The sequence below is a fragment of the Bacillus spongiae genome, assembly GCF_037120725.1.
GTDB classification, from domain to species: domain Bacteria; phylum Bacillota; class Bacilli; order Bacillales; family Bacillaceae_K; genus Bacillus_CI; species Bacillus_CI spongiae.
The window spans coordinates 62,906-89,471 of the sequence record NZ_JBBAXC010000015.1 but is presented as its reverse complement, the minus strand read 5'-3'; the positions used below and the strand labels follow the sequence as shown (position 1 = coordinate 89,471).

The window sequence follows — 26,566 nt, the reverse complement described above, 5'->3', positions numbered from 1 at the left end:
TCAAATGTTATCAGTACTTTTAAGGTTAGTAAGGTGTTTTGCCCAAATCTTATTCTAAAAAAGTATTTTTATCTACCATACACTTCTAAAGGTAATTTTTAGTAGGCAGATTAAAATCATTACAATTAATCATAAAAATTTCACAAATTTTTACCATATTTATGCCATTAATATACAAAAATATGGTAAATTTAATCTTGTTGGTACATATCCAATTTTTCTCTTTTTCATTTTTTTCTTTTCCCTAGACTTGTTCTAGGGATTTTTTTTGCTAATTAGTTAATAGTCATTTAAATACTAAATAAGAATTCCCTGCTATTTACAACAAGGAATTCACTTTACCTGCTAATTTGTAGTCACTTTTGTTAACTGTTCAATATCTTGAAGTTTATTTTCATGGAAGCTTTGGACGATCTTACTTCCTACAATCACCCCGTCACACAACTCATTCATTTCTTCTATTTGCTCTCTTGAAGAAATTCCGAAACCAGCTAATACAGGGACAGAGCTATTCGCTTTTAACAGCTCCAAAAAGGAATTCAATTGATCGGAGAATTCTTTTCTCTCACCCGTTATACCGGTAACCGTCACAGCGTATAAAAACCCTTGGGAAGTTTGAGCAATTTTCTTCACTCGTTCTGTAGGAGTAGTCAAGGAAACTAATTGAATAATAGAAATTTCTTCATCCATATAGATAGAATTTAGAAGCTCCATTTCTTCTAGAGGAACGTCTGGTATGATGACACCTGATACACCAGCTTCATGACATTTAGCTTGAAACTTTTCAATTCCATAAGAAAATATCGGATTAATGTAAGACATAATGATGAAAGGAATATTGGTTTTTTTCCTAATTGTACTTAGCTCTTCTAAAATATCTTCAAGGGAAACTCCTTCATTAAGTGCCCGCATTCCTGCCTTTTGAATCGTTGGACCATCTGCGACAGGGTCAGAGAAAGGAATTCCTATTTCTATAGCCGTCGCTCCAACTGACTCTAAAAAAGTAATTTTCTCACCTAACGTGTGTAACCCACCATCTCCCGCCATTATATAAGGAACAAAAATCTTTTCCTTTCGTTCCTTTGCAAGTTGCAGTGTTTGATGTAGTTTACTCATAGGAAACTCCTCCTAATTTTTGTCGAATTGTTTCAACGTCCTTGTCTCCTCTTCCAGATAAACAAATCACGATGATGTCTTCTTTTGGTCTATCCTTTGCCTCTTCGATTGCCTGTGAGACAGCGTGAGAGCTTTCAAGAGCTGGTAAAATACCTTCTGTCGTACATAAAAGTTTTAGCGCTTCTAGTGCTTCATCGTCTGTAACAGACGTATACTCTACTCTGCCAATATCCTTTAAATAACTATGTTCAGGTCCTACTCCTGGATAATCTAAACCAGCTGAAACGGAATGTGCCTCTTCAATTTGACCTTGTTCGTCTTGAAGGACATACATTAAAGCACCGTGAAGAATTCCTTTTCTCCCCCTTGTTAACGAAGCAGCGTGCTCTTCCGTTTCTACTCCCGCTCCTCCAGCTTCAACTCCAACTATCTGAACGGAATGATCGTCGATAAATGGGTAGAACATTCCCATTGCATTACTTCCTCCACCTACACAAGCTACCACTAAGTCCGGCAAACGGTTTTCCTGTTCAAGAATTTGTTCTTTCGTTTCTTTCCCAATGACGCTTTGAAAATCACGGACGATTTGTGGGAATGGGTGAGGTCCTAGTACAGATCCCATAATGTAATGAGTGTCCATAACATGTGTCACCCAATAACGTAAGGCTTCATTGACGGCATCCTTCAACGTACCCTTTCCTTGTTTAACAGGTACGACTTTCGCGCCAAGAAGCTCCATACGAAAAACATTTAATTGTTGGCGGCGGACATCTTCCTCCCCCATAAAAATGACGCATTCCAAATCGAATAGAGCACATACTGTCGCAGTTGCAACTCCGTGCTGTCCAGCCCCAGTTTCAGCCACTATTTTTTTCTTGCCCATTCGCTTAGCAAGTAGCGCTTGACCAATCGTGTTATTTATTTTGTGGGCTCCAGTGTGGTTCAAATCTTCACGCTTTAAATAAATCTTTGCTCCACCAATCTTCTTCGTTAGATTTTCCGCAAAATACAATGGGTTTTCTCTCCCAATATATTGCTTCAAATAGTAGGAAAGCTCCTGCTGAAACTCTTCTTCTTGGATTGCTTGAGTATACTCTTCTTCTAGCTCTATGACCGCTTTCATTAACGTTTCTGGAACGTATCGTCCCCCGTAAGGACCGAAATGACCTTTTTTAGTTGGCTGTTCGTAATTGTTCATTTTGATTCTCCTTATCCTTAAGCTTTGCAAAAGCTTTTTGAGCCTCTTTTACAAAAGCTTTCATTTTATCTTGATTCTTCTTCCCGTTCACTTCAACACCTGAGGAAACATCAACCATTTCTGGTTTAACTCTCATAATTGCTTCTGCTACATTTTCCGAGGTTAATCCACCTGCCAACATTACTTTCTGCTGGTTCCGCTTAAATGTTTCTAATAAATCCCATTCAAATGTTTCTCCACTTCCCGCCTTGGCTCCGTCGAACAATAGATAGTCACTGTCGTACTGTTGAATCTCACCTAGGTCTGTTGTTTCAGTTACACTTATCGCTTTTATAATCGGGTAAGGAATCTGCTTTATATATTCTGCGTTCTCTTTTCCGTGTAACTGAATCATATCGAGTCCGACCGTCCGGGCTGTCTCAAGAACTTCATCAAGCGGAGCATCTACGAATACTCCTACTGTTTTCACATTGTGGTCAAGTGTCTTTACAATGTTTTCTGCTTCCTTTACGGATACCTTTCTTCGACTTTTAGCAAAGACGAACCCAATCATATCAGCCCCTGCTTCAATCGCGTTTTGAGCATCTATTGGAGAAGTAATTCCGCAAATTTTCACTGTCACACTCGCTCACCTCGTTTCATTACCTTTAACTGCTGCATCGTTTCGTCGATATTTTCGCTTTTCATCAACGTTTCACCGACTAGTATTCCTCCTACATTTGAGTTCGTTAGTCGCTCTACATCTAAACGTGTTTTGATACCACTTTCACTAATTACCGTAATATCCTTTGAATGGACGAGATTAGATAACTGCTCCGAAACCGCTAGATCAACCGTAAACGTGTTCAAATCACGATTATTAATCCCTATGAGCGTTGCACCTAGCTGCAAAGCGGTCGTAAGTTCCTGTTCATCATGTACTTCCACTAACACCTCAAGGTCTTGCTGCAGGCAATAGTGATAAAGTGAGGTTAACTCGTCTGTCGTTAAAGCTGCAACAATCAACAGGATAATATTCGCACCCGCTTCTTTGGCGCGATCAATTTGAACAGGGTCGATGATAAAATCTTTACATAAAAGAGGAAGGTTAACGGCTTTTCTTACCGCTTTTAGATCTTCTATACTTCCTTTAAAAAATGCTTCATCCGTCAAAACAGAAATCGCGTCAGCACCAGCTCTTTCATACATTTTCGCTTGAGAGACAGGATCAACCGTCATTTTAATATCCCCTTTTGAAGGAGAAGCTCTTTTAATCTCTGCAATTATCGCGATTTCTTTTTTGTCGATTAGATTCGCTTGAAAACGACGCTGTTTCATCGATTCACTAGTGGAAAAGGACTGCTCTTTATGCGTTACAACCTCTTCCTTCTTTTTAGCGATAATTTCTTTTAAAATGGACGTCATACTGTCACCCCCTGCTTTTTATTTTGAGTTATTTTTTGAATTTCTCTTAATTTATTTAGTGCGGAGCCTGATGTAACACTTTCCCTTGCGACTTTAACGCCTTCAGCAATGCTTTCTACCTTATTGGCGGTGAACATCGCTAGCCCTGCGTTAAGTAATACCGTATCTAAATGGGCGCCTTCTTTTCCTTTTAGAACATTTAAAAGAATTTCTGCATTTTCTTGTGGACTTCCACCTTTAATGTCTTGAAGACTATATAGTGGTAAGCCGACCTCCTCTGGATGAAGATCAAATGGTTTTATTTGCTTATTTTCTACTAATAAACATTTATTCGTCCCTAAAGGAGAGGCTTCATCCATTCCCGCTGCACCATGAACAATTATGGAGCGTTTTTGATCGTTACTCGCCATTACCTCTGCAATTCGAGGCATATATTCTTGTTGATAAACACCCATTAATTGATACGAAATTGGAAGTGGATTCGTTAACGGACCAATGACATTAAAGATCGTTGGCACTCTTAGTTCCTTTCTAACCTTCATAATCTTCTTCAGTTTCGAATGAACTGTCGGAGCAAACAAAAAAGTTAGTCCAGTTTGTTGAAGGAGCTCTTCAGATTCCTTCATTGTCATCCCCATATGAATCCCTAGTTCTTCTAAAACATCGGAACTTCCAGATGAACTCGAGATACTACGGTTTCCATGTTTTGCTACTGTCAATCCAGCCCCTGCAAGCACGAAGGCTGTTGTTGTACTAATGTTAAAGCTTCCTACTCCGTCTCCACCCGTTCCACAAACATCAATAATATCGTTTTCGGCAACAGAGAAGGTTTGTGCATTTTCTTTTAACACCGATACGAGGGCCGCAATTTCTTCCGCCGTTTCCCCTTTTGTCCGCAGAGCAAGTAAGAAGGCTGCAATTTCCGTTTCCTTAACAGAGTCACTAAGTAGTTGAGCGGCAGCTTCTTTCATTTCATCAAAAGAAAGCGATTGTCGTTGACTAAGCTTGTGTATATACTGTTTCATCGTGACTCTCCTTTGTAATTTCTTGTAAGAAATTTGCTAAAAGTTTTTTACCAGATGCTGTTCCTATCGATTCTGGATGAAATTGTAATCCGAAAACGGGATAGTGATTGTGCTGAATCGCCATGATTTCCCCGTCATCCATCGCCTTTGCTGTGACTACTAATGGACTACTGTTATGAAAAGATCTGACGGCTAATGAATGATACCTCATGACTTGAAGTGGTGACGGTAAATAACTAAACAACCCACTTCCGTTGTGTTGGATTGGAGATGGCTTTCCGTGGCGAATGGTTGTCGCTTGCTCTACCTTCGCTCCAAACACCTTCCCAATTACTTGGTGTCCTAAACAAATACCTAAAATAGGCTTTTGCTGATAAAATTCCTGCACCAACTCTTCACAAATTCCTGCATCATCCGGTGTACCTGGACCAGGAGAAAGGACGATAGCCGTTGGGTCCATTTCTTTCACTTCTTGAATTGTTACTTCATCATTTCGTTTCACAAGAACGTCTTCACCAAGTTCACTTAAATACTGATATAAGTTATACGTAAACGAATCGTAATTATCTACTAATAAAATCATGCTTTTACCTCCAATAACGCTCTCGCTTTTTTCATCGTTTCTTCATATTCCATTTCAGGATCGGAATCATACACGACACCTGCGCCTGCTTGTACATAAGCTTTCTCGTCTTTTACAATCATTGTGCGAATCGCTAAAGCGAGGTCAAGGTCTCCAGTTGCACTAATGTAACCAACCGCTCCTGAATAAAGTCCTCTCTTTGTGCCTTCTAACTCATTTATAATTTGCATCGCTCTTATTTTTGGTGCCCCTGAAACCGTTCCAGCTGGCAAGCACGCTTCAATTACCTCAACATTATCCACGTCTTCTTTTCGCTTACTTATTACTTCTGAAACGAGGTGCATCACGTGTTTATATCGTTCAATCTTTTGATACTCCGAAACCACAACGCTACCTATTTTGCTCACTCTTCCTAAATCATTTCGAGAAAGGTCAACAAGCATATTATGTTCTGCTAACTCTTTTTCATTTGTTTTTAATTCCATTTCTAACGCTTTATCTTCTGTTACCGTCTTTCCTCTTTTCCGTGTTCCTGCAATGGGATTCGAAACAAGGTCCTCGCCATTTGCTTTAATAAAGCTTTCTGGTGACGTTCCTATCACAACATAGTCACGAAGGTCAAGGTAATACATGTATGGAGAAGGATTTTCTTTCCGTAAACTTCGATAATAAGAAAATGGATCTCCTGTAAAGTCAGCTTCTAGGCGTTGTGATAATACCACTTGAAAAATGTCACCTGCACGTATATGATTTTTCGCTATTTCAACATTCTCTAGAAACTTTTCTTTTTCAATATTAGAGACGAAAGAAAGTTTTTTAGTATCAGCTTGAACGTTTTCCGGAATCGTATTTTGTTGAACTTCCCGTTTTAGCAATTCATTTCGTTTCTTTAAGTCTTGTAGTGAATAGGAATTCTCTAAATCTAACGCAAGCAAGAAAACCTTCTCTTCTAGGTGATCAAAAATGATTAACTGGTCATAAAGCAAGAAATGTACATCTGGCATTCCTAATTGATCTTGAGGCACACCCCCAATTTTTTCCGTTTGACGGATAACATCGTACGCAACATAGCCAACTCCTCCTCCAATAAAAGGAAAGGGTAACGAGATATTCTCGCATTTTTTTATCGTTTCAAATAAAGTTCTAAGAAGACTGCCTGTTTTTTCAACTCGTTTATTGTTTATCGTAATTTCTGATTCAGGCCCTACTCCCTTCACTTCTCCATAAGGATTTCGCCCAATAAAGGAATATCTACCACTCTCTTCATGTTTAGCGGAGCTCTCTAAAATAAATTTTTGTTCACCGGTAATTTTTTGGAATAATTGAATTGGAGTATATAAATCGCCTGCTAGCTCGATCAAATCATACTGTATCATGTCTGTTGGTTGTGTCATTGTATTTCCTCCTATTTACGTTCGAATATATATAAAAAATCCTCCATAAACACAAATGTGCTTATGGAGGACGAATAGACCGCGGTGCCACCTCTCATTGGAGTATGTATATACTCCCTCTTTTAGGTACGGGACAAATCATCCGATACCCTATCCTTTTAACGGTGGAATTCCGGGCCTTCCTACTCTTGTTCAAAAAGCCTCTCGTAAGTCCATTCCATTCCATGTATCGTACTAAGCTCTCAGCTATACTTAGTTCTCTGTAACGCGTCCATGGAATATACTACTCTTACTCAACAATTTACTTTATTCAGTTTAGGTAACGTGTCATTTTCTTTTAAAAAACACAAAAAGGGTCCCCATCCTAAAGGATGAGGAACCCGTGGTGCCACCTTTTTTTATGATCAAACATTCATTTGATCAACTCCATCGGTATCAGGGCGAATTGCCGTTAATACCAGTCTCTTGTAACGATGAGACATTCGCCAAAGCCTACTCCAATTGTTTCGGTTTGGAAGCTCCGAAGTCCATTCACTTTCTTCTCCACACTGGTTCGCACCAACCACCAGCTCTCTTAAGCTTCAAAAAAAGTTACTACTCTTCATCTACGCTATGTTATGCCGATTTAAGATGTATTTATCATAGACCATTTTTTTTTCGTTGTCAACAACTTAATTCGACATTTTTTTCATTTTCGCTTCAATCTTCTTCTTCCAATCCTCTGCAAGATCAGGTTGGTCAAGAAGGCGTTGCAACTCATTTTTATCGTTATTTTCATGAAAAAGAATTTGATTGGCACGTAATATACTAATTTCATTTTCCTTACGTTCCACTAATTCAATAGGCGATTGGAGAGTTATCTCTCCTCCTTCTACTACACGAAAAAAATAACCTGTGTAGCCTTTTTCAACAATATACTGTAATAATTTCGGCGATTGATTAAACTTAGAAATCGTCGCACAAGGAATTCTTCCTTGTGAAACTTGTAAAAGACAATCACTCACCTTATAGATGTCGCCAATCATCACGTCCCGTTCCCTCATACCACACAGTGTCATATTTTCACCGAAGGCAGGCAGGACAAGAGAATGTCCCAAATACGATTTCCAAAAAGCATAATGCTCAAAAGGGTAGGCACAAATGACTCTATCTACACCCCCATGGAATGTATGGTTAGCGACATCATCCCCAACGATTCCATGTTTACTTACTTGCAGTACTTTTACCGGTTCTTTTTGGATTCCTGATTTGTATGCTTGATTTTTATATGTTAACTGTTTCGGTAGCCCGATGGCTAATGAATGAATGTTCATTTTCACTTTATGCAAACTCAATATGGACAGAGTCACATACTGGTTGATAGCCTATTTCCATATATATTTTATTGGAGGTTGGGTAGTTTAAATCAGTATATAACGTGCAAAAATCGTATTTCTCTAATAGTTTCAAAGATAACGACTTTACGACTGAACTACCGTAACCCTTTTTACGATAGGCGTCCGGTGTATAAACAAAGTTAACACTACAACCTTTTTCTGTATGTCTTGCTCTCCTTGCCATCGACACAGGAACCCCGCCAACTTTCCACAAGTATACCGATTCCTCTTTCTCAATCATCTCCACCGCTCGTTTTTGTGCGTCTTCAGGAGTGATTTCGCCTTCACCTGTATCCTCAACAAACCCTATAATCCAGTTGGCAACGAGGTCTATATCTTTTCGATTAGCAAGAATAAACTCTCCTTCTGACAACGGAATGTCTGTAACTTGATGAAGATCATAAATTCTTTGTTGCATTTTCGTCTGAAACGGTTTACCTGTAATCTGCTCCCACTGCCCCGCAAAATGAATCGCACAATTCTTTTCAGCTACGACTCCCGGAATAGAGATCTTTTTCTCGAGAAGGTAGTGAATCATTTTTTGATGAACGTCTATTTCTCTTCCTTTAGTACAAGTTAGAATCAGTGCATGGGGAGGTGTCATCACGTAGACCCCTATAAGTTCTTCCTCATAAACAGCTGCTAAGAAAGCATCTGGATAGCGATCATATTCAAGCATTTGATTAATAATACCAATCGGCAAATTATTCTTTGCTTCATTTTTTAGTAAATAATCATAGACTTCATCCTTAAACGTTTTAGGATCTTCGAATTGTTTGATTTTCATATTTTTCACCTCAAGAAATTACATTCGACATTTATTATATTTTTCCTGTTCCATTCAATTATTTTATTGTACCATACTAATTTTCAGTATTATCAAATAATTAATTACTATTCCAAATTTCATTTTACCTTTAGCTTACGAACATTCATTATATTAAGATGATTTTTTGCGTATTGTTCATTCAAGAAAAACACTTTTCAGCATGATTCATATGATGGTAGTAGTAGCAATAGAATACTACCTATTTATGTCGATTCTTATTTAAAAGAATCGTTCACTCTTATGTAAAGGATTGGTTTGGTTTGATTGATAAAAATCGTTTGTTAAAAGAGATCCAAAAACGTGTACAGGTGATTAAAGAAAAACAATCGGAAAATGGTGCCTGGTATTTATGTAGTGATCCCGGGGTATTGTATGACTCTTTTTTCGTCATGACGTTAAGAGCCATCGACCATTCTGATGAAGCGTTTATCCAAGATATCGTCGAATATATTTATACTCAACAAGATGACAATGGTGCCTGGAAATTGTATGAAGATGAAAACCCAGGAAACTTAACCTCTACTCTCTCCGCCTATAATGCGCTCCTCTCTTCAGGATATTTTAAACAAACGGATGAAAATATGAAAAAAGCAGAAAAGCAAATTCTTTCAATGGGAGGAATAAATAATGCGCATTTTTTAGCTAAAGCAATGTTAGCAGCTAATAGTCAGTATAAATGGTGTTTACCCGTCCCTATCTATAGTATTTTCATCCCACAAACTTTCCCCTTAAATTTTTTTGATTTAAGTTGCTATGCTAGAGTTCATTTTGCTCCGATGATGATTTTAAATACAGTGAAACCTCCTGTCAGAGCGGAATCATCTCCAGATTTATCCCACCTCATTCTCCCTTCATCGAACGTTAAAGAAACATTACTTTCCTATCGACCTTCGCGAAAGTTTATCCACCCGATTAAAAGAAGTGCCTTATCTAAAACAGAAAAATATATTCTTGAAAGGATAGAACCAGATGGGACTCTTTATAATTATACGTTAGCAACTTTTTTAATGATTTATAGCTTATTAGCACTTAACCATGATCCATCTGATCCACTTATTCTTAATGCCATCTCATCGATCAAAGCAAACGCTTGTCAATTAAACGGTCTTAAACATATAGAGAATGCGCCCTCAACCATATGGGATACTGCTTTACTTAGCTATAGTTTACAAGAAGCAGGAGTTCTACGTGATGATCCTGTAATCGATCAATCTGTAAATTATTTAATTCGCTATCAGCAAACCGAGAAAAGTGATTGGGCTATTCATAATCCCAATATTGCTCCAGGCGGATGGGGATTCTCTGAGAATAATACAAAGAACCCTGACATTGATGATACGACGGCAGTGCTCAGAGCAATCTACTTACAATCGAAACAAAACCCAAATATTATGAACCAATGGCAAAGAGGATTACATTGGGTGCTCTCTATGCAAAATGACGACGGGGGTTGGCCAGCTTTCGAGAAAAATGTGGACAACTTTTTAATTGGTAAGCTACCTATCCAATATGTGAAAGAAGGAGCATTGGATGCCTCCTCTGCTGATTTAACCGGTAGAACACTTGAATTTTTAGGGAATTATGTACATTATACGAAGGATGATCTGTTTATTCAAAAAGCCATCGAGTGGTTAAAGAAAGAACAAGAAATGGATGGTTCATGGTACGGAAAGTGGGGCGTTTGTTATATTTATGGTACATGGGCTGCTATTACAGGATTATGTGCCGTCGGTGTTGATAAAGACGACCCAACTATCCAAAAAGCGAAAAATTGGTTGCTCTCAATTCAACAACAGGATGGAGGATGGGGCGAATCCTGTTCTTCTACTATTAGGCGACGATATACTCACCTTCCCTACAGTACGATTACGCAAACAGCTTGGGCATTAGACAGTTTAATTGCTATCCATGATTACCCTACAGACGAAATAAATAAAGGAATCGACTGTTTAATGAGCCATACAATCAATTATACGTATCCAACAGGCACAGGATTTCCCAACCTAACTTATTTTCATTACCATAGCTATAGCGATATCTTCCCTTTATTAACGTTAAGTCATTATTATCAGAAATATTACTAATAATGGTTGGCACCTATGACTACCTGAGTTTATGGTAATAATTTCATAGATTGTAGAGAACTCCCTCCTCTCATTTTCCTCTAATTGAAAAAAATACCCTACCCGATGTATTTTATTCCTATCCCCTAATTTCACTTCCTATAGATTTTAGACAAACAATGGGGAATGACCATACGAATTAGGTCATTTTCCTCTTTGACAAAAGCTCTACTATTTCCATGCACCTAAAAAGTCGTCACTCCAATTGCGTTAAATGATTACATTATCTTGCATGTATTTCTCAAATTGCAAACCGGTTTAAATGTTGGTTATTGACTTGTCTTGAATTTACCGCTTTAAAGGAGTTGCGACAAGTAGTTAGACGATTACTTAAACTGGTAAGCTTGAATTAGACAAGCATTTATCCTTTGAAAATAAGTGAAATGAAAGCTTATTTCAGCGTGACGTGTCAAAATCAAATAACACAACAGTTCTCATGCTAAGAAGTCCATTATAAAAGACATTAAACAAAAGGTCTTTTAATTTCTATTTAACTAACGCAATTAACTTATCAGTCATTTCTTTTGGAACAGTATAAATTGTAGTGGTTTCATCCGTATTCATTAAGGTACTTTTTTGTCCCTTTTCACCTAACCACAAATGAAAACTTTGCTGATTATCATTTGTGTAGACGACATCCAAATAAAATTCAGGATTAAGGATATTCACGTCGCCCGGCTCTTTCATTGCTGCTGAAAATATACTTTTAAATGTTTCAAAAACTTTATCTTCTTCAAAAACCGTTGGATTGACTCCTTTTGACTTTGAAATACTAATTTTTTCAATTTCACCTTCTATTATTAAGTTATCATTGTCTTCTGATTTTAAGTCAGATATATTTGGTTCTGTTTTCTTAGTAGGATTTTCTTCGGATTGGCACCCAAAAAGAATAACAGACAATAATGTTATAGATAAAAACAGGATAATCTTTCTCATTTTGTAACCTCCAAATCGTCATTTACTACTATTCAAATTAGACGAAGAAAACCATTTAAAGTTTCAGTTAATTGTATTTTATCAGAAAATTATTTCCCATCCATTTTAGTCAAAAACAACACGAAAACAGCCTTACTTAAAAAGGAAGGTTCTACTTATTCTGACCATTGGATATTGAATGGTAAAGATTGTGTTCTCTCCTTTTCATCTTACTAGCATAATTACTTCGATATCTATCATCATTTACTTAATTCAACAAACTACATGATAAAATAATAATCTGCTCATAAGTGAGCAGATTATTATTTACTTCATTTTCCTTTTCAAAAAAAGCACTAAATGAATACACCTTATTTTATAAATAGACATATGCTTTCCTCAGATTCCGAATCCATAGTTAGCTATTTCTTTGTAAAATTCAACTTGATTCTTTCCTAGTGACTTTGCTCGGTACAAAGCCTTATCTGCTTGTACCATTAATGTATCTAAATCGGTTCCATCGTTTGGATAAATACAAACCCCTATGCTACTTGTCGGAAAGAAGGGTTGCCCTGCGATCTTAAATCCTTCAGAAAGATACTTTTGAATCCTTTTGATTACTTGAAGAATATCCTTCTCTTGTTGAAGGTTTGGTAATACAAGCAGGAACTCGTCACCACCTAAACGGGCTAGTATATCTGCTGTTCGAATGGACTGTTTGATGGTCTGACCAAATAGGCGAATAAATTCGTCACCAACATCATGACCATAACGGTCATTCACCTTCTTAAAATTATCTCCATCAATATAACACAATGCCATACTTGCATTGGCATTATCTACATTTTCTTTCATGTCCTCAAATACACTTTTTACGTACCGTCGATTGGGAAGTTTCGTCAAACTATCATGGTAAGCCATGAATTTCAATTCTTGTTCCAGCTTCTTACGGTCTGTTATCTCTCTTGAAACATATACGATAGACTCGATGGTACCTTGTTGGTTATAAATCAAATTTGCCTTCATTTCTATCCATATCTCGTTCAAAGTAGACGTTGAGAGTAAACACTCAAAAAGGCTATCTTCTTCATGATTTATCACATTCAATACATATTGATTCCATCCATCCCGAAAGGTGGACATGATAAATTCATTCCAGTTTCGACCAATCATCTGCGTAACATTATACTCTAGTAACTTTTCATGTGAAGAGGATGCATAAGAAATCTCCCCTTCTCTGTTCGTAATCATAATGAGATCATGAGTATTTTCTGTAATAAGTCGATACAATTCTGCTTGTCGTTGAACCTCTGAGTCGTCATCTTGATTCTCCATACTATCTGGTTGAAGTGAAGTGTTTACGGGAATCCGTTTTCTTTCAGCAGGAATGGAATAGATCGTCTCTTCATCGCCATCCTTTTCTAAACGTTGTTGCGGTGAAAGGTTTCTAATGATGGCAACGATATAGAGACATTTCCCCTCTACAATAACCGGTGAGAGTGATATTTCAGCAGCATGATAATGAAAACATGAACCTTCATATGTATGGGCCTTTTGAGTAGTAAAAACATGATCAAATAGCTTCTCTATCCGTCTTTCCCTTTCATTTGGAAAGACTTCTTCCACTGTTTTGCCTCGTAACGGTTCTCCAAACCATCTATTCGCTTTCTCATTCGCAAAGTAACATTGATAAATAGAATCAGCTCTTTCGATTATATAAACAAAATCGTCCATTTGATCAAATAACAGTCGACACCCTTCTGGTGAAGGTAATTGATTTAATTCACTCATGCAGATGCCCCCTCGTACCGCTATAAGTAATTGTTTAGCGTGATGATGACGGTTTTGAAAAGCTAATTACTTACTATTCATTATGGATTATGAGCCTTTAATTCATTCACCCATTCATTTTTAGGACGGTTACCTCTTCTCTATCCTTCACGTCTCTATCCTTCACCAGCCTACCCTATCCTTTTGGTTGTACTTGAACAGGCAACATCTATTCCTTTTTTCTTTATGTACCTACATGCCACAAAAAATCATAATCGAAAAAAACCCTTAACCCACTTATTCCTGTTTAAGATATGCGAAAAAAGTATCCATTTTGAAATCATTCAAAATGGATTATACTGTCTATTATCATATTGGATCACATCATTTTGAGTCCTTCCTTCTTTACCTATTATGGAAAAACTGTTATTGATGTTTGATTTTAACAAGAAGAAGCAGGAGGAATACTTTGGGCAAAATTAAAAATATTATCAGGATCATATTTTGCTTTGACCTGTTGAAGTCGTTCAAAGTTATCACCATAGTATTCTTGACCATAATTTTTTAGTCCTAAATCTGGTACATTGACATACGAACCGATTACATATGGGCTAAGTTCTGTTCGTGTTTGTTGAACTAATTCAATGTTTTTCTCAGCTTTTGATTCCTTTGTCCATTTAGCATTCCATTCCATATAATATTTTGTACTCCGCCAGAAGAAAGCAGTCTGATTAGTTGGGATACTATTCATTTGTCCACCTGAATTAAGGAAGAAGAAATTAGATGTTCCTGTTGTATTTTCGAGGAATTCTCGAATGGTGTTAAGTCCTTCATCAGGCAAGGACAGCTCAACCCAACTAGAAGACCACGCAGAGTTTTCGACGTCAAATAACGGTTCATTAGGAATCCAAAACTCTATAGCTTCTAGTAGTGTAACCTCTTTAACCAAAACCTTGATAGGCGTTCCAATCGCAGTTAGAGGAGCAATCAATTTTTCTAGCTCTGTTTTTCCGCCTAAAAAAATCCCCCTTGAACTTAGTAATCCATTCTCTTCAGAAAAGACCTCTAAAACGGAACCTAATCTTACATCAACAGTTGGCGACCATTGTTGCCAACCATCGATTACTTCCTCTAATTGTTCCCACGGCCATATTACTTCATAAATCCCTACTTGAAAAGGAGCTGAGCGGACTTTAAACGTATAGGATGTAATAATTCCAAAGTTTCCGCCTCCACCACCTCGGATCGCCCATAATAGGTCAGGATTGTTATCTTCATCAACAGTCAGAACGTCACCATTTGCATCAACAATCGTGGCTGCTATAATATTGTCTGAAATTAAACCCGTTGTCCGCTGAACAGCCGTTATTCCACCACCCGTACTGATTCCACCTATTCCAACGTTTGGGCTGTCTCCAAAAGGAGCTAATACCCCCTTCTGAGCAAGTGCCTTCACAAGAGGTCCTACACGGATTCCGGCTTCAACCGTAGCCGTTCCATTTTCTTTATCCAGTTGGATGGTTCTCATTTGACTAACATCAATGACCATTCCTCCGTTTACTTGTGAAAAATCCTTCGCTAGTGAGTGTCTGCCACTCCTCATCCGAATCGATACATTATTCTCGCGTCCCCACTTTACTGCATTAGAAACATCTTCAATTTGCTGAGCAAACACAAACACGATGGGAAATGCGTTAGTAAAAGGATTCCAATTCATACGTGCTTGATCATACCCAGGGTCATTAGGATAAATTACCTTTCCTGTTAATTTTGTTTTTTTATCCATTGTATTCACCTCTAAATTTGATTCATCAATAATCTACTTATTCATTAAAAAACCCTCATTACATATAAGATATGGGTATTCATTCATTCGGTGACCTCTCATGATTACATGAATTGAATAATAAATCTTAACTTCCTCGTTTAGGTAAAATTTTATAGTTAATATGTCAAATCAATTTCGTTGCTATGGTTAAATATCCGTTCTCTTTTTCAATTGTCCCTTTTGTTTGAACGACATTGATTAATTTTTAGCTACATCTGTACAGACAAAATGACGAACAAATCGCACACAAAAAGGTTCTTAATGTAAGTTGTAAGGAAAGTATTCTCAACATGGTTATCTTGATGAAAAGGAAAACACTTAAGTAAACATTCAAAGTAAAGAGGGTTCGGTAAGGGCAATAGACGAATCGAAAATGGAAAATAGGGTGTGGGATGTAATATAGGAAAAAATTCCATGATTGTGAAGAGGCGTTTGTTTGTTGAGCAAAAAATGAAAGCAGAATACCTCTCACTAAAAGGAACGTAACAATATTTTTCTTCATAATGTATAGGAGTGTAATGTATGTAAAAAGTGAGGTGAAAAAGTGGGTGTTTCAACACGAAAAAATTTATTGTTGCTGTTTATAGCGATTGTTATTCTCTTCTTTTTAACTGTCTTCACTATTATTGGAATAGTCATTTTTAATGCAAAGACCATTGTGGTACCTGATGATGTTGATGGGATTAATCTTGCTTTGGCCGAAGCTGAGGAAGGCGATATTATCTTAGTAAAAGCCGACGGCGGTCCATATTTTGAAGAGGTCTCCATTGATAAGGATAATATAAAGCTGATTGGGATTGGGAAAGAAAAGCCTATTATCAATGGAACTAACATGTTAGGAGTAGGAGTAGAGATTAATAATTCTAACGTGCTCGTACAGAATTTTATTATTCAAAATTTTGCTACTGCCATTCGTATTTTTGATTCAAATCACAACATGATTAAGGAAAATGACGTTAGGGGCAATGGTTTTGATGGTGTATTAATAGATACTTCAAATAGGAACATAGTGAAAGGAAATCATATTAAAGACAACGGTGACGATGGAATTCTCTTAGCCAGTTCAGACATCAATATGATTAAAAAAAATAACATAGAGGGTAATGATCAAGGGATATTAATAAATAATGAATCCATGAACAACGTCATGGGTGGAAATGAGGTAAAAGGGAATACAAATGAGGGGATCAGCATAGAAGAAACCTCTACTAACAACACACTTATAGGGAATCAAGTTATGGATAATGGATTGGATGGTATTAGCTTACAAAATTCACTTAGCAACCTATTTATAAAAAACACGGTTAATGATAATGATGTTCATGGAATAAGTTTAGTCAATTCAGTTCGTAACCAATTTAAAGGGAACACGGTTAATGCTAATAGAGTTGATGGGATTTTATTAACCTCCTCTAACGACAACGTCTTGAAAGGGAATACAGCTAATAATAACGAAACAGGCGATGGAATTTTTCTCTCAACTTCTAACGGTAATACGATTAAAGGGAATAAGGTGAATGGGAATGGTAGTAGTGGGATTATCTTATCCCTCAATTCAGATACCAATATGGTTTTAGATAATTTCGTCCTAGATAATGGAAACAATGGGATCTTCCTAAACGTATCTAATGAAAACTTAATTCAAGGGAATAAAGCAAATGATAATGATCTTACTGGTATTTTATTAACCTCAGACTCGAACGGCAATGATGTCTTTTTTAATCGTGCATTTGGTAATGACAATTTAGATATAAGAGACCTTAATGTAATGCCACCTCTTAACACCTTTATAGGGAATATTTGTGATTTTTCTAGTCCCCCTACTATTTGTGAATAGCATCCATTCGGGTGCTTTTTTGGTTGACGTCGGATTCATGACGCGAAGCTAAACACTTATCATTACTGGTTTAACTTGTACTCAACATTACGATATGTCTTAGTGCTTCTAGATATTTAATGGTTATATCTTTGACCTTCTTTACTAAGTCCTCTATGTATTTTTGATGCTCATATAATTTATTATTTGCAAGACTATTTCTAAAACTCACTCTCCGCCAAACGCCATTATCATAGAAAATTCAAAAAATATAATTTGAGAGTTAAATGAAATAGAGAATAATTTGTTTTAGCGACTCCATTACTGAGAATACAGTTCTAGTATTTTTTGTATGGGTAAATTATCAGTATTACTCATATCAATAAAATAAGGTAGCTGCCATTCTTGTGTTTTAATCGCTACTTTGCTCGTCGGACTATCCCAACTAGGATAAACTCTCATTGCCATTTTGCCATTGGTAGTATTTGTTTTAAAAATATTTTGTTTATAAAGAATTCCTTTTGGGAAAATAAATTGACCAAACTCATTAATATTCATCGAGGTATTAATAACCAATAAATCAGGTGCCTGTTCATATGAAAAGGGTTGATTTTTATTATTTTCATCTTTTTCCCAAAAGGAAACAAACTGACCTACTTTAGTGGGTGTTTTTTTTGCGATTCTAAAGCGAACTGACCTAGAAGCTAGTTGAAATGTTCCAGCACCATAATTAGAATTTTGTTTTTCTTCTTGAATCGATTTTAACGTTAAATGATTAGGTTCATAAATAATTTCATTTAAATGAGTTAATGCTTTTAAAAAACCTGTCACTTCTCTCCTCCTCAATTTTTCTTTTATTTAATAGGTTCGTTCCCTCTCATTGAATGTTCTCTATCCCTTTAGATAGTACGGTTTTGATTCTTATGACTAGGAGTTGCCTAGTTCTCTTCATCTTGCTTACCTAATTTATAATAAAAGGTTATATTATAGCGCTCTTACACAAGCCAAAGTGCTTCGCTAGGTCTATTCTTTCATGCTATCGTTTTCAATTACTATCCCTTACTCACAGCAATTCACCTAACTTCATTTCGGTCTCTAATTATCCTTATGTATTCCTATAGCCTATTCTAGATTTAAGGTGCTCTTTAAGTATACATCTTTCTGTTTGTTAAAGTGTATAAATAAGCGAACGTTTGAGATCAACTTTATGTATTATGCAGATTGATTAGATAATAGAATTTTAAAGTTTAAATAAAGTTCAGTGTATGGTTCTAGTACAATTACTGAAAATTTTCTCAGCTATTGAAAAAAACACCCTACCCGATTAAAGTTCATTCGATTAGGGTATTTGGGTTATAAAAAATGCTAATTGACTTATTTTCTGTGTCAACTATCTGGGGGATATGAGAAAATCCGTGAATAGAAAATTTTCAATAGATCCCTTTTGGATTACTTAAGATGAGTTGTCATTGACCTTTATTAAACTAACAAAAAAAAGAGCCTGTTGACTCTTAATTTGGACAATCCACTGGTCCAAACGATGTCCCACACTTATTTCCTTGAAAGATATTATTGTCATCATCTTGAATATCAAGGATGAAATTGAAGAATGCTCGATTGTTAAGTACTTGATTGCCCGTTGAGTCAACATCTAAAAATAACCCGACAGCTCCATTAGAAAGAATATGATTTTTCTCAATCGTATTATTAAGACTTTCTTCAAACATAATTCCGTCACCTTCGTTTTTTGTAATCGAATTATGGCTGATTACATTCTCTTGCGCAAGTGTTCCGTCTTCATCTTCTGTAAATCTAATCCCAATTCCATTTCGATGGATAGTATTGTGATTAATGGTGTTGGCAATGGCACCCCCAAAAAGAATACCTTCTTCAATGTTTCCAATAATTTTATTATTTATAATCTTAATTTCTTGATCAAAGGTTTCTAGATCGTTCCGAAGAAAGATACCAATTGTATTTTCCTTGACTACGTTTCGTTTAAACATGATATTAAAGGTTCGATCCGCAATACGAATTCCATTCCGCTGATTGCCAATCATTTTGTTATTCATCACGAGATGATCCAGAGTATCTTCATCTACAAGGAGCCCATCCTCCCCATTGTTAAGTAATCGATTACCTATGACAATATTATTCTGAGTATCATCATCGATAATAAGACCTGTCTCTCCATTTTCAATAGCTACATTCCCAATCAGAATATTAAAATCTCCATCAATTTTAATGCCGTCTTCATCTATTGTTCTAATCACTTTATTTCCAATTAATATATTTTCACTCCCATCAACTTCAAATACATCCTCACCTGTACTATCAATAATCTTATTTGCAATAAAAATTTCCTGGTCTTGAGCGTCAATCCCTGTATCATTTCTTTCCATCACATTCCCTAAGGTCAGACTATTAGGAGAGGAGATAAGAATCCCAAAAACTTCATTATCATTACTTTCATTTCCAATCACGATATCCTTTTCGGAAAGGTCGATTCTTATGCCATCGAGGTTCTGATTGGTTTTATTGCTTAACACAAGATTTCTCGATGATTCGAATGCGAAAAACCCAAATTCTCCATTGCTTATTAACTTATTTTTCACAAAGAGATTCAGGTCGGAGGAATTTTCAACAATGATTCCATTTCCACCCCCAAATCCATCGAAAATGTATTCTTGAATCGTTAACCCTTTCACTCTTATTCTTGATGAATTTGAAATGGATATCCCGTTACTTCCTGCAGGTAACGTGGAGCCATCTAAAACCGGTTTTCCGATCCCGATAATGGATATCCCCGTTTTATTCATAATTTCCACCGGTTCTGCGTAAGGACTTAACGAGTCTGTCACGAGAATAATATCTCCAGGCTCCGATTGATCCACTGCAGATTGAATCGTGGTAAACTCAAAGCCATCTCCTACTATAAGGACCTTCTGTTGGAACAAGAAAAATCCTATTATGAAGAAGATGATTAACAGAAAGGAGAACAAGAATAAAACAAGAATTGGTTTAATTTTAACTTGTTCCCAATTCATCTCTTCACCTCCTAATGCTTGCCGCGACGTTTAGACACACACGCCCTCACTAATTGCCAAATCAGTACTAAAATAAATAGTAGGATGATGAGACTTAAAATAAGAACGACAATAGCAGCTATACTCCAAAAAAGCTCAATAAGCACTAATGAAATGCCAATCACGAAAAAAAGACCTAATGAAAATAAACCAACAGCTATACCTGCACCACCACAACCACTGCAATGTTTTGAAAATTCATCTCCCATTCAGTTATCCCCCTTAAAAACATTCATTTTTTGCTCCGTAAATATTATGTGAGGAGGCCTTGTACCATTCGAGATATTTATTCATTTCCTCTCCTATAGATTCAGATAGTAGATGTTAATAAAAGAGGGAGCTTTATAGGAGCTACATACAAGTGAAAGTAAAAGGAGCCTGGATGTACCCTTATCGTGCAGTGGATTCAGCAGGGCATATGATTGATTTTTACCTAAGTGAATCAAGAGAATAACAAGCAGCTAAGCGACGTTTAAGAAAACCTCGGCTAGTTCTCATGTTAGTAAATCTCATGTGATCACGGTGGATCAAAATTCTGCGAATTCTGCAGTGATTCAAGAGGTAAAAGAAGAGGGAAAGATACCAGGAGGCATTCCCATAAGACAGAAAAAGCACCTCAACAATAGGGTCGAACAAAGTTACCATTTTTTTTAAAAAAGCGAGTACGCTCCTTGTTGAAGTTTAAGTCATTAGAAACAACTACTTCAATATCAAATGTCGTGGAGACGATACATATGGTTAGAAAAGGACAGCTTCACCCACAGGGGAAGACTGTCCAAAATGAAGTTGATTTTATCCATACCTTTTTAAGGATGGTTTTATAAATGGTTAATAGCTCTGAAATAGATAGTCTATTTCTCTACTAAATTGTTACTGCACCAGAACCCTTTTTGGTACAACAATCCCTATTTCTTTACATCCATCAATGCTCGATAAGCATTGGCTTCCCCAGAACCATATAAAGCATCTTGACCTGGTTTTCCGTAGTCAATAGCTGTTTGTTTAATAATTGCCGATACTTGTGAAGGTGTAAAATCAGGGTTTGCAGCTTTAATGACACCCGCAATCCCAGCTACTTGAGGAGCAGCCATCGATGTACCCGCCTCATAAGCATAAGGCATAGCAGGCATACTTAAGTAGGTTGGCCATGTACTAAGGATTAAGTTTGTAATATCCGCTGTGGCTGGATCAAAGGTTTCAGCATATTTAGCACCAAGGTCTCCTCCAGGAGCTGCTACATCAATCGCACTATGTCCATAGTTGGAGAAAAAGGCAAGTTCCTGTTTGGACCATTTGTTCGAAGCAGACACATTGATCACACCAGGCATTTGTGCCGGTACAACAGTTGTTGGTCCCTTGAATGAGATTCCGAATGGTTCGTAAGTGACGTTTAAGAAATCACTAACCTGCTTCTTGTCATCCAAGTTCAAGCTTTCATTCCCACTCGCTGCTACTACTATTACATCATTCTTCAGAGCGTATTGGATCGCGCGTTTCCATAATAACGTATCAGCCGTTGTTTTATAGGTTTCTCCTTGGATGATTGTTTTCGAAGAGTTATAAAGTCGAAGAGACATATTAATCACGTCTACATTATCGTTCGTAGCTGAAATAATGCCATCAATAATAAAGGATGGAAGAGTCTGAGGAAGTTCCGAATAGAATACGCGATAGGTACGAATCCCTAAGTCTGGTCCAACCCCTTTGACATTTCCATTTGCTGCAATGATTCCAGACACATGTGTCCCATGTCCATTTCGGTCCACGATGTCATTCGGATCTCCGGTTTCCGTTGCATCCATTCCGGGAGGGACGAGGTTTTGTCCACCGAGAAGATTCTTCTGCAAATCTGGATGTGAAGGATCAATCCCTGTATCTATAACCCCTACTACCGCTTTGTGTACAATTTCTCCCTTATCATTTTCATATCCACCAGTTTCAATTTCATACGATTTCTCATTATTCGTTACCCTTTGAATGTCCCATTGCAAGTCCCATAGATTTCCTTGCTCATTGATGAATGCTTTTTGTGAAAGGTTCGGAATCGTTGCTGGTTGGTTTAATGCAAGTGGCACTTCTTCATTGGCAACTTCAATGGATTGCACTTTTTTTAGATTACTTAGAAAGGCAGGTTCATCGGACTGTGCTTGGATCCCTCCCACTTCTGGGAGTACTTTCACCACTTGCCCACCTGCTTTCTCGATTATTTCTTCATATTCCTTTGGCAACTCGCTTTCAAATGCAATCACATACAGGTTTTTCCCCTGTTTTTCCGTTACTTGTTTTTCTGCAGCTAGGCTAAATATTGCTCCTCCTGTTACGAATCCGGTTGCTAATGTCACGGAAATTAAGGTTTTCACAAAAACTTTATTCATGATTTTCCTCCTTTTTCACATGGAATTTATCAACTTTCTCTATACAATTTTAATATAAACTACACTTTTTATTCCATTTTTGGAAATGTACTTTACGAGAGTTTAATCATTCGCTAGTGTTGATTTAAGATACTGTTTGATCGAAAATCTTGTTGAAATATTGGCAGGATTTTTTCTTTTTCAATATGCCCCCTTATAGTAGACACATGTAAAAAGAGCTTTAATCTGTTGCTAGGAAGGGGGATCAATTTAAAACCTAGTAATCTTTTCAAAATTATCGATGGTTTTCTAAACATCTCATTCTATACAGCTACTTTGTCATCTAGCTAAAATATTAAGAAGTGGATACTACAAATAGTAAAACGTAAAGAATGCCCTTCAGAAAAGCAGATTGAGGATGACAAACTAAAGCAGAAAATAGTAGTTTGCCATTAAAAATATAAGGGTATCTATGCTTTAGATGAATACAAGTTTGGTTAACGAGGACATATGATGTTCACATTAATCACAAAAAAGTTCCACGATTACTAAGCGAACTAGGGTTGAGTACCATGATCAAGATCGTTTATTTGTGTATTTGACCAGATTGTTTAATAGCGTATAAAATAGCGTGCTTCTGAAGTAAGAGAACCCACTTGTATTTATTTAAATACACTTAAGATAAGTTGACTGGTATGAGATGGAATAGTATATTAAACGCATATTCATTATTTAAATTTGAGTAGTTCACTTTTAGTAGTAGAAGGAGTAATGATTATGAATAAAGCACAGTTTATTGTATTAGGTATCTTGGAACAGTTAGGACAAGGAAGTGGTTATGACATTATACAAATGTATGAGCTAAAAAAAGTAGATCAGTGGTTAGATGTTAAAATAGGTTCAATTTATCACGCAATAAAGCAGTTAAACAAAGATGGATTTATTCATGAAGTGGAAAAAAAGCAAGCAGGAAAATACCCAGAAAAAACAATATATACTGTAACAGAAATGGGAAAAAAGCGATTTGATTTGTTGCAGGAAAAGGCATTTTTAGGATTGTTTCCTGACTTTTACGGATTTAAATTAGCATTGAAATTTAATGAAAGACGTACAAAAAATGAAATTAAAGAATATGCAAATATGGCAATTAAAATTATTGATGAAAAACTTGGAGCTATGGCAGAACATTTGAATTCACTGGACTCAGAGAATCCTCAATATCAATATGATTCTTTTTTTATCCAGCATGAGAAACGTTTATTTGTAGCTGAAAAAGAGTGGATTCAAGATGTAGTTAGAAATATTGACTTTATTATATCCGTACGTAAGTGAACTTCAATAAACAGAGAATAGAAGATCAAATAATGTACATTGACAATCTATTCAAATTTGAATATAATTGCATTACTAATCAAATTTGAATAGATTGGGGTGATGTTTATGAAAACAAGCTATTTTGAAAATGGTACTTTGGCGATAGCGTTATTCATCATCGGAATTATGTCAGGTTTTTTCTATACTTACACCATTAATGTGAATTTAGCAATGCTTGAAGTGAGTGGTGAAATATATGCTACTGTACAGTCTTTGTTTAATGAAAATGTTCGTCACTTTATATTTTTTATCTTTTTCTTTGGAGGTGGGCTGGCATCTGTCATTGCATTGATAGCTAATATAAAACACTATAAAACGATATCTTTTTGGTTGATTGCTCTTGCTGGTGTCATCTACATTTTTGGTATCATTATTTTCACTGCTCAAGTGAATTTACCACTGAACTATGAAACGGAAAGCTGGAATCCTCAAGTACTGCCTGAAAATTGGGAACAAACCCGTGATGCTTGGAATCAAGCTAACGCACTTCGCCTCCTATTCTCCACACTTTCTTTCGTACTCTATATAATCGTTTTGGTCATTCGTGCATCAAAAAAATGAATATCATTTTTCGGACACTTTTTTTCAATAAAAGGTGCTGTAAAAAATAATTGAAATGAATTTCAGTTATTTCAAAAGGCAGAAAGTAAATGAAATAACTACAGATGAAAGCCGTCCACTTCGTATAAGGTTTGATATAGGCAGACTGATCGTAATTGAATTTCCACGTGGACATTCAATCATAATCAGTACTTCGAATTGCAAATATGCTCCCAAAAAATTTTCTCCACACACTGTTATAAACTATAAAGGGAAAATATCCGTAGAAGACCGAACCTTATATAAAAACAAACACCCTCCAAGAGACAAAATTCAAAGAGATGATGGAATTCGATATCAATACATCTGTAAATTGATTAATTAAATAAAGAAAAAACCCTTTCTTGTATTCACAAGGAAGGGCTTTCTAATGGAGTGTATGAATTACATAATGTAGCAAGGTAATGGTTAACACACTCGTTTCACCTATAAAATTGTCAGAAACAACTTCATTTCCACACTCGTTCGAGCTCTGCTTCCTCCCCAGTAAAGGTTAAACAATATACATCTGGATTCGATAATGCTCTCCACTCCTCAAATCCAAAGGATGAATCAAAATATTTTAAGATTAAAGCCATCAAGTTTCCATGAGTGACTAGAACAGTCGTTTTGAATGGACTATTAATTACGTCTGTTATCACTTTTATAGCTCGACTCATCGCCTCATCACTAGATTCTCCACCTTCATAACGAAGATCAAGATCAGTAAATGACTCTTTCAGCATCTGCAACCAGTCCGGATGATTTACTGAACTAAGTACTCTTTCAGAAAGCCTCTTGTCCTCTTTGATTTGTACATTGACCTTTTCAGCAAAAGGTTTGATAGAATCCACAGCTCTTAAATAAGGGCTAGAAATTATCATATCCACCTCTTTTTGTAGCAAAAATCCAGATAATTCTTTCGATTGTTCAAATCCTAATGGCGTCAAGCTAGCATTTGGAGATTGACCTTTTGCTTGGCAATGTCGAACAAGATAGATTTTTTTCACCATGAATAGTTTCCTCCAATGTTGTTTCAGTAAATGAATAATTAAGCCATTATATAGAATTTTCCCAACATTTTCAATACTTTTTTCTATCAAATTCATTTTTTACTATATATTAGAAATTTTATTTCTACGATTCTCTCTATACTCTTTTCGTTCCAGGTTATTATCTAATGCTATTCTCACCTTACACTTACAAGCTGAGATTAAATCCTAAATTTTCACAACTATAATTACCCATTTATATGTAGTTTTTTTAGCATGAAGTTACTTGTAAAGGAATCTTTTCGACTATCTCTACAAGTAACTTAAGCTAAAGGATCAACATGTCATACTATAACATTAATATGCTCCTCCAAGAAATGCTGCTCCGACAATGATTAACAGAATAAACAGAACTACGATTAAAGCAAAACCTGCACCGCCACCATATCCTTCTGCCATTAAAATCCCTCCCTTGATTTAATTAGAGTTTGATTTAGACTTCTCTATCTCTATAAAAGTATGCCAATATAGGTGTGTTTGACTGTGCTTTTTCCCTACTGTTAAAAAATCCTTCTCAGCAAGCTTAGCACCACAATGGCACGGATAAGTCTCCTAGGGCGAAAGATTCTCCTACCACCTGCGCCTCTTAGCCACACACCTCCGGCTGATTGCCCAATCATAACACCATCAACATAACGACCGTTATAATCCATTACTCTTACTGGTCGTCCCATATACCGTGAAAACAATGTATTCTCCCCCTTTCTATCCTTTTAATTAGCATATGCACGTCCACTTTTCTTT

23 protein-coding genes, 1 pseudogene and 2 other annotated features are annotated in these 26,566 nt (G+C 36.4%); of the genes and pseudogenes, 5 read left to right on the top strand and 19 right to left on the bottom strand.

Going from position 1 to position 26,566, the window contains the following annotated elements; all coding sequences use genetic code 11:
• Positions 1-345 precede the first annotated feature (345 nt).
• The 9 genes from trpA to WAK64_RS16895 all read right to left on the bottom strand — a co-directional run bounded on the left by trpA (position 346) and on the right by WAK64_RS16895 (position 8,883).
• Positions 346-1,116 carry a tryptophan synthase subunit alpha gene (gene trpA, locus WAK64_RS16935; protein ID WP_336588180.1) on the bottom strand — a complete coding sequence of 257 codons (771 nt, stop codon included), beginning with the start codon at positions 1,114-1,116 and terminating at the stop codon, positions 346-348.
• Positions 1,109-2,314: a tryptophan synthase subunit beta gene (trpB, locus tag WAK64_RS16930; protein ID WP_336588179.1), complete on the bottom strand. Its 1,206-nt coding sequence runs from the start codon at positions 2,312-2,314 to the stop codon at positions 1,109-1,111. Before trpB ends, trpA begins: the two co-directional genes overlap by 8 nt.
• The gene (locus tag WAK64_RS16925) at positions 2,289-2,936 is read right to left on the bottom strand and encodes a phosphoribosylanthranilate isomerase (protein WP_336588178.1); all 648 of its coding nucleotides are present in this window, start codon (positions 2,934-2,936) and stop codon (positions 2,289-2,291) included. Before WAK64_RS16925 ends, trpB begins: the two co-directional genes overlap by 26 nt.
• On the bottom strand, positions 2,933-3,718 hold the full coding sequence (gene trpC, locus WAK64_RS16920; protein WP_336588177.1) for an indole-3-glycerol phosphate synthase TrpC: 786 nt from the start codon (positions 3,716-3,718) through the stop codon (positions 2,933-2,935). The genes WAK64_RS16925 and trpC overlap by 4 nt, the downstream gene beginning before the upstream one ends.
• Positions 3,715-4,743 (bottom strand): anthranilate phosphoribosyltransferase, encoded by a 1,029-nt coding sequence (trpD, locus tag WAK64_RS16915; RefSeq protein WP_336588176.1) that lies wholly within the window; start codon positions 4,741-4,743, stop codon positions 3,715-3,717. Before trpD ends, trpC begins: the two co-directional genes overlap by 4 nt.
• Positions 4,718-5,326 (bottom strand): anthranilate synthase component II, encoded by a 609-nt coding sequence (locus tag WAK64_RS16910; RefSeq protein WP_336588175.1) that lies wholly within the window; start codon positions 5,324-5,326, stop codon positions 4,718-4,720. Before WAK64_RS16910 ends, trpD begins: the two co-directional genes overlap by 26 nt.
• A complete protein-coding gene (gene trpE / locus WAK64_RS16905; protein WP_336588174.1) occupies positions 5,323-6,720 on the bottom strand; it encodes an anthranilate synthase component I in 1,398 nt (465 codons plus the stop codon). The genes WAK64_RS16910 and trpE overlap by 4 nt, the downstream gene beginning before the upstream one ends.
• A gap of 63 nt (positions 6,721-6,783) precedes the next feature.
• Positions 6,784-7,026: a binding site (T-box leader), on the bottom strand.
• 58 nt (positions 7,027-7,084) lie between these two features.
• Positions 7,085-7,337 (bottom strand) — a binding site (T-box leader).
• A 54-nt stretch (positions 7,338-7,391) separates the two neighbouring features.
• Positions 7,392-8,033, bottom strand: coding sequence for an MOSC domain-containing protein (locus WAK64_RS16900; protein WP_336588203.1), 642 nt, complete (start codon positions 8,031-8,033; stop codon positions 7,392-7,394).
• Positions 8,034-8,040: 7 nt separating this feature from the next.
• The gene (locus WAK64_RS16895) at positions 8,041-8,883 is read right to left on the bottom strand and encodes a GNAT family N-acetyltransferase (protein WP_336588173.1); all 843 of its coding nucleotides are present in this window, start codon (positions 8,881-8,883) and stop codon (positions 8,041-8,043) included.
• 302 nt (positions 8,884-9,185) lie between these two features.
• Here WAK64_RS16895 and WAK64_RS16890 point away from each other — a divergent pair, with 302 nt between their 5' ends.
• Positions 9,186-11,009 carry a terpene cyclase/mutase family protein gene (locus WAK64_RS16890; RefSeq protein WP_336588172.1) on the top strand — a complete coding sequence of 608 codons (1,824 nt, stop codon included), beginning with the start codon at positions 9,186-9,188 and terminating at the stop codon, positions 11,007-11,009.
• A gap of 525 nt (positions 11,010-11,534) precedes the next feature.
• On the opposite strand, the gene WAK64_RS16885 is transcribed toward WAK64_RS16890, so the two are convergent.
• The 3 genes from WAK64_RS16885 to WAK64_RS16875 form a co-directional block, all read right to left on the bottom strand.
• Entirely contained in the window at positions 11,535-11,984 is a 450-nt protein-coding gene (locus WAK64_RS16885; protein WP_336588171.1) for a YhfM domain-containing protein, read from the bottom strand.
• A 378-nt stretch (positions 11,985-12,362) separates the two neighbouring features.
• Positions 12,363-13,754 (bottom strand): sensor domain-containing diguanylate cyclase, encoded by a 1,392-nt coding sequence (locus WAK64_RS16880; RefSeq protein WP_336588170.1) that lies wholly within the window; start codon positions 13,752-13,754, stop codon positions 12,363-12,365.
• A gap of 421 nt (positions 13,755-14,175) precedes the next feature.
• Positions 14,176-15,519 (bottom strand): FAD-binding oxidoreductase, encoded by a 1,344-nt coding sequence (locus WAK64_RS16875; protein WP_336588169.1) that lies wholly within the window; start codon positions 15,517-15,519, stop codon positions 14,176-14,178.
• Between the two features lie 586 nt (positions 15,520-16,105).
• Here WAK64_RS16875 and WAK64_RS16870 point away from each other — a divergent pair.
• Complete coding sequence (locus WAK64_RS16870) at positions 16,106-17,398, top strand: right-handed parallel beta-helix repeat-containing protein (RefSeq protein WP_336588168.1); 1,293 nt, start codon at positions 16,106-16,108, stop codon at positions 17,396-17,398.
• A gap of 300 nt (positions 17,399-17,698) precedes the next feature.
• Here the strand turns inward: WAK64_RS16870 and WAK64_RS16865 are convergent, their stop codons facing one another.
• From WAK64_RS16865 to WAK64_RS16855, 3 genes are all read right to left on the bottom strand, one after another.
• Positions 17,699-18,208 carry a MepB family protein gene (locus tag WAK64_RS16865; protein WP_336588167.1) on the bottom strand — a complete coding sequence of 170 codons (510 nt, stop codon included), beginning with the start codon at positions 18,206-18,208 and terminating at the stop codon, positions 17,699-17,701.
• 680 nt (positions 18,209-18,888) lie between these two features.
• Entirely contained in the window at positions 18,889-20,424 is a 1,536-nt protein-coding gene (locus WAK64_RS16860; RefSeq protein WP_336588166.1) for a right-handed parallel beta-helix repeat-containing protein, read from the bottom strand.
• An 11-nt stretch (positions 20,425-20,435) separates the two neighbouring features.
• On the bottom strand, positions 20,436-20,672 hold the full coding sequence (locus WAK64_RS16855) for a hypothetical protein (protein WP_336588165.1): 237 nt from the start codon (positions 20,670-20,672) through the stop codon (positions 20,436-20,438).
• Between the two features lie 152 nt (positions 20,673-20,824).
• Between WAK64_RS16855 and WAK64_RS22475 the strand changes: the two are divergent.
• Positions 20,825-20,914: pseudogene (locus WAK64_RS22475) on the top strand (DDE-type integrase/transposase/recombinase); the annotation flags it as partial.
• 454 nt (positions 20,915-21,368) lie between these two features.
• Here the strand turns inward: WAK64_RS22475 and WAK64_RS16845 are convergent.
• A complete protein-coding gene (locus tag WAK64_RS16845) occupies positions 21,369-22,838 on the bottom strand; it encodes a S8 family serine peptidase (RefSeq protein WP_336588164.1) in 1,470 nt (489 codons plus the stop codon).
• Positions 22,839-23,594: 756 nt separating this feature from the next.
• On the opposite strand from WAK64_RS16845, the gene WAK64_RS16840 reads away from it, so the two are divergent.
• Both WAK64_RS16840 and WAK64_RS16835 read left to right on the top strand, forming a co-directional pair.
• Positions 23,595-24,149, top strand: a complete 555-nt coding sequence (locus WAK64_RS16840; protein WP_336588163.1) for a PadR family transcriptional regulator — start codon at positions 23,595-23,597, stop codon at positions 24,147-24,149.
• A 108-nt stretch (positions 24,150-24,257) separates the two neighbouring features.
• Positions 24,258-24,752: an anthrone oxygenase family protein gene (locus WAK64_RS16835; RefSeq protein ID WP_336588162.1), complete on the top strand. Its 495-nt coding sequence runs from the start codon at positions 24,258-24,260 to the stop codon at positions 24,750-24,752.
• 488 nt (positions 24,753-25,240) lie between these two features.
• Here the strand turns inward: WAK64_RS16835 and WAK64_RS16830 are convergent, their stop codons facing one another.
• From WAK64_RS16830 to WAK64_RS16820, 3 genes are all read right to left on the bottom strand, one after another.
• Positions 25,241-25,783: a histidine phosphatase family protein gene (locus WAK64_RS16830; protein ID WP_336588161.1), complete on the bottom strand. Its 543-nt coding sequence runs from the start codon at positions 25,781-25,783 to the stop codon at positions 25,241-25,243.
• A gap of 336 nt (positions 25,784-26,119) precedes the next feature.
• Complete coding sequence (locus WAK64_RS16825; protein ID WP_336588160.1) at positions 26,120-26,221, bottom strand: YjcZ family sporulation protein; 102 nt, start codon at positions 26,219-26,221, stop codon at positions 26,120-26,122.
• A gap of 101 nt (positions 26,222-26,322) precedes the next feature.
• Positions 26,323-26,511 carry a hypothetical protein gene (locus WAK64_RS16820; RefSeq protein ID WP_336588159.1) on the bottom strand — a complete coding sequence of 63 codons (189 nt, stop codon included), beginning with the start codon at positions 26,509-26,511 and terminating at the stop codon, positions 26,323-26,325.
• Positions 26,512-26,566: the final 55 nt, after the last annotated feature.

Excerpts from the sequence above, each read along its gene's own strand:
- WAK64_RS16840 (WP_336588163.1), top strand. The coding sequence starts at position 23,595 with ATGAATAAAGCACAGTTTATTGTATTAGGTATCTTGGAACAGTTAGGA.
- WAK64_RS16885 (WP_336588171.1), bottom strand. The coding sequence starts at position 11,984 with ATGAGAAAGATTATCCTGTTTTTATCTATAACATTATTGTCTGTTATT.
- WAK64_RS16830 (WP_336588161.1), bottom strand. The coding sequence starts at position 25,783 with ATGGTGAAAAAAATCTATCTTGTTCGACATTGCCAAGCAAAAGGTCAA.
- WAK64_RS16845 (WP_336588164.1), bottom strand. The coding sequence starts at position 22,838 with ATGAATAAAGTTTTTGTGAAAACCTTAATTTCCGTGACATTAGCAACC.
- WAK64_RS16895 (WP_336588173.1), bottom strand. The coding sequence starts at position 8,883 with ATGAAAATCAAACAATTCGAAGATCCTAAAACGTTTAAGGATGAAGTC.
- trpC (WP_336588177.1), bottom strand. The coding sequence starts at position 3,718 with ATGACGTCCATTTTAAAAGAAATTATCGCTAAAAAGAAGGAAGAGGTT.
- WAK64_RS16875 (WP_336588169.1), bottom strand. The coding sequence starts at position 15,519 with ATGGATAAAAAAACAAAATTAACAGGAAAGGTAATTTATCCTAATGAC.
- WAK64_RS16880 (WP_336588170.1), bottom strand. The coding sequence starts at position 13,754 with ATGAGTGAATTAAATCAATTACCTTCACCAGAAGGGTGTCGACTGTTA.
- trpE (WP_336588174.1), bottom strand. The coding sequence starts at position 6,720 with ATGACACAACCAACAGACATGATACAGTATGATTTGATCGAGCTAGCA.
- trpB (WP_336588179.1), bottom strand. The coding sequence starts at position 2,314 with ATGAACAATTACGAACAGCCAACTAAAAAAGGTCATTTCGGTCCTTAC.
- WAK64_RS16900 (WP_336588203.1), bottom strand. The coding sequence starts at position 8,033 with ATGAACATTCATTCATTAGCCATCGGGCTACCGAAACAGTTAACATAT.
- WAK64_RS16835 (WP_336588162.1), top strand. The coding sequence starts at position 24,258 with ATGAAAACAAGCTATTTTGAAAATGGTACTTTGGCGATAGCGTTATTC.
- WAK64_RS16910 (WP_336588175.1), bottom strand. The coding sequence starts at position 5,326 with ATGATTTTATTAGTAGATAATTACGATTCGTTTACGTATAACTTATAT.
- WAK64_RS16855 (WP_336588165.1), bottom strand. The coding sequence starts at position 20,672 with ATGGGAGATGAATTTTCAAAACATTGCAGTGGTTGTGGTGGTGCAGGT.
- WAK64_RS16860 (WP_336588166.1), bottom strand. The coding sequence starts at position 20,424 with ATGAATTGGGAACAAGTTAAAATTAAACCAATTCTTGTTTTATTCTTG.
- WAK64_RS16825 (WP_336588160.1), bottom strand. The coding sequence starts at position 26,221 with ATGGCAGAAGGATATGGTGGCGGTGCAGGTTTTGCTTTAATCGTAGTT.
- trpD (WP_336588176.1), bottom strand. The coding sequence starts at position 4,743 with ATGAAACAGTATATACACAAGCTTAGTCAACGACAATCGCTTTCTTTT.
- trpA (WP_336588180.1), bottom strand. The coding sequence starts at position 1,116 with ATGAGTAAACTACATCAAACACTGCAACTTGCAAAGGAACGAAAGGAA.